This window comes from Ohtaekwangia sp. (assembly GCF_036568665.1).
GTDB lineage: Bacteria > Bacteroidota > Bacteroidia > Cytophagales > Cyclobacteriaceae > Ohtaekwangia.
The window spans coordinates 1-3229 of sequence record NZ_DATCSD010000294.1; the positions used below are offsets into that span (position 1 = coordinate 1).

Genomic DNA, 3229 nt, shown 5'->3' on the forward strand with positions numbered 1-3229 from the left:
TGGTAACGTCCTTCTTGCCATCCAGCCACAGGCTTGCATCAAATTGAAAACGCCCTTCCGGCAATTCAATCACCGCACCATTCTCTGCATCGATAAATTGTGTTTGTATCTTCTTCTGAATTTCTTTTTGCGCCCATACCAAAACGGATATGCTGCACAATAAAATTGTGAGGAGGGTTCTCATAACAACTTGGTGGTTTTTACTAAAGATAGTGAAGAATGCTTTATGCGTAAAGTAGAAAGTTTAAAGTTTAAGGCTCAACGTTTAAAGTTTAAGGCTCAACGTTTAAGGTTTATGGTTCAACGTTCAAAGTTAGGTTCGATTTTACGTTGATGGTATAGAATAAAACAGCAGAAAGCTTCTTCAACTTTCTGCTGTTTACTTATGCTTTCGGTTTAAAACTCTAAACCGTGAACTTTAAACTGTGAACCTGGAACTTTAAACTTAATTTCTCTTCCCCAGCTCATCGCGGATCTTCGCGGCACGCTCGTAGTCTTCTTTGTCAATGGCTTCTTTGAGTAGCTCGTTGAGGCGATCTACCGTATAGTTCTTGAAGTCGTCTTTACGCGTTGCTTCTTTCTTTACTTTGGCTTTTTCGATCTTCGGCTCCGGCTTGTCTTCTTCGGCTTCATCGGTGAGTACTATACCGGCTTCTGCCAAAATGTTTTCGTAAGTATAGATGGGAGAATCAAAGCGCAGTCCGATAGCGATAGCATCAGACGGTCTTGCATCGATCTCTGTTTTCTTCAAGCCATCGGAGCATACGATCTTGCCAAAGAATACACCTTCTTTCAAATCGGAGATAATGATCTCTTCTACTGTAAAGTGAAAGTTGTTGGCGAATGCCTTGAACAGATCATGCGTCATAGGACGATTCGGAATAATCTTTTCAATTTCAATGGCAATTGCCTGCGCCTCGAACATGCCTATAATAATGGGTAGCCTTCTGTTTCCTTCAGTTTCCCCGAGTACGAGTGCAAACGACCCTGTGGTTGACTGACTGGACGACAAGCCTAATATTTCAAGTTTGATTTTTTTCACGCTGCTATCTCTCTTCTGCGTTTGTAATACAACTTACACAAATCACCTGACTACACATTGCTTCGCTACAATTATTTTGCGGCTTTTAAAGCAGCCGTCAGTTTAGGAACAACGTCAAAAGCATCTCCTACGATTCCGTAATCAGCAGCCTTAAAAAATGGTGCATCGGCGTCTTTATTAATCACAACAATGTATTTTGAAGAGTTTACACCCGCCAGGTGCTGAATTGCCCCCGAAATTCCCACGGCAATGTAAAGCTGTGGAGCCACTTTCACACCAGTCTGGCCCACGTGTTCGTGGTGAGGTCTCCATCCCATATCTGATACCGGCTTACTGCAGCCTGTTGCTGCGTGCAATGTTTTGGCAAGCTCTTCCAGAATGCCCCAGTGTTCGGGACCTTTCATACCGCGGCCTCCCGACACAACGATGTTTGCTTCCGGCAGCAATACTTCTCCGGTAGCCTTTTCAGACGACAGTATCTTCACCGCGAAGTCTGCATCCGACAATGAAACTGTATATGGAGTAACCGAAACAGCGCTGCCTACTTCTTTTGCTTCCGCTGCATTCTTCCTGAGAGCAATAACTTTCTTGGCCTTCTGCAATTCTACTTTGGCAAATGCTTTACCGGTATAGATGCTGCGCTTTACCACAAAGCCTGCAGAAGTATCAGGCAGTTCAGTAACATTGGTCGCGAGGCTCGCTCCTATTTTAGCGGCAACGCGCGCTGCTACCGGTGTACCCAGCGATGAATTTGCGAGCACAAGTATATCTGCGCCTTCATCCTGCAATGCTTTTTCCAATACAGCTGCGTATGCCTGAATAATTCCCTGATTAAGTTTATCATCGGCTGCGTGCAGTACTTTCTGCGCTCCATATTTTCCAAGAGCTTCGAGCGCTGCTTTGTCAACAGTACCGAGTGCTATGGCTGTTACCGGGCCGCCCATGGCATGTGCGTATGAAACAGCTTCCAGCGATGTTTTCTTTATTTGTCCTTCTGCGCTTTCAACAAAAACAAGTATTGACATGTGCATGGTTGTTTAAAATGGATGGATCGGTTGATCGGATTACAGTACTTTCGCCTCATTCTTCAATAATGTAACAAGCTCGGCTACATTATCGGCTGATATCATTTTAACAGCACCTTTTGGCGGTGGCAATTCAAACTTCTGAAGTTTAACACCACTATCTACTGCTTTAGGCTCTACTACTTTCAAGGGCTTGGTGCGTGCAGACATGATACCGCGCATGTTGGGTATCTTCCATTCTGCTATAGGTTCCTGGCATCCGGCCACGAACGGAAGATTTACTTCCAGTGATTCTTTACCACCTTCAATCTCGCGTGCCAGTTTTGCTTTCGTTCCTTCTATATCCAGCTTCATCACCGGAGATACGGAAGGTATACCCAGCATCTCGCCAACTATACCGTGTACTACACCACTGTTATAGTCAATGGACTCACGGCCCATGAGAATAAGATCATATCCTGTCGCTTTGGCGTGCTCAGCAATCTGTGCCGCAACAAAGAATGAATCGGTTGGTTCGGCATTCACACGTATAGCATCGTCTGCTCCAATTGCCAACGCTTTGCGAATGGTGGGTTCGGTATCAGCAGTACCAACATTGAGCACCGTTACCGTTGTGCCTGCATTGGCCTCTTTGATCTCGATAGCACGCGCCAATGCATAATCATCGTACGGGCCGATGATGAACTGGACACCAGCAGGATCAAACTTGGTATTGTTATCAGTAAAATTGATTTTGGATGTGGTATCCGGAACGTGGGTAATACAGACTAAAATCTTCATCTCGCTCTAAATCAATAAGTTCGAAAGTGGTTTTTGGAAACAGGGCTCAAGATACAAAAAACCGGATACCCAATGCCAAAATTTTAAAATTTCAGAAAGCATTCACTATCATGAAGGACAACCTCTAAAAAAATTATATGCCCGTATAGCAACGATGGGTATGGTAATAATATTTATGTTTAAGCGCTGATAGAAGGTAGCAAATATACCATGAACCGACTTGACCAACTCCGGCAATTTGTGAACGATGATCCGGATGATCCTTTCAACCGCTATGCCCTTGCACTGGAATATATAAAGTCTGATACCACGCAAGCTGCAGCGTTGTTTGATGAGCTGATGCAAAAACATCCCGACTACCTGCCTACATATTATCATGCCG

3 protein-coding genes and 1 pseudogene are annotated in these 3229 nt (G+C 44.4%); all 4 read right to left on the reverse strand.

Translation table 11 applies throughout. The features are described 5' to 3' along the window. A pseudogene (locus VIN08_RS15980) lies at nt 1-184 on the reverse strand (hypothetical protein); the annotation flags it as partial. Between the two features lie 261 nt (nt 185-445). Beyond that, a complete protein-coding gene (locus VIN08_RS15985) occupies nt 446-1042 on the reverse strand; it encodes a bifunctional nuclease family protein (RefSeq protein ID WP_331967091.1) in 597 nt (198 codons plus the stop codon). A gap of 71 nt (nt 1043-1113) precedes the next feature. Beyond that, nucleotides 1114-2067, reverse strand: coding sequence for an electron transfer flavoprotein subunit alpha/FixB family protein (locus VIN08_RS15990; RefSeq protein WP_331967093.1), 954 nt, complete (start codon nt 2065-2067; stop codon nt 1114-1116). A 39-nt stretch (nt 2068-2106) separates the two neighbouring features. After that, nucleotides 2107-2847: an electron transfer flavoprotein subunit beta/FixA family protein gene (locus VIN08_RS15995; RefSeq protein ID WP_331967095.1), complete on the reverse strand. Its 741-nt coding sequence runs from the start codon at nt 2845-2847 to the stop codon at nt 2107-2109. Between the last annotated feature and the right edge of the window lie 382 nt (nt 2848-3229).

Bases quoted from the DNA above. Each gene is read 5' to 3' on its own strand.
- VIN08_RS15990 (WP_331967093.1), bottom strand. From the start codon at position 2,067: ATGTCAATACTTGTTTTTGTTGAAAGCGCAGAAGGACAAATAAAGAAA.
- VIN08_RS15995 (WP_331967095.1), bottom strand. From the start codon at position 2,847: ATGAAGATTTTAGTCTGTATTACCCACGTTCCGGATACCACATCCAAA.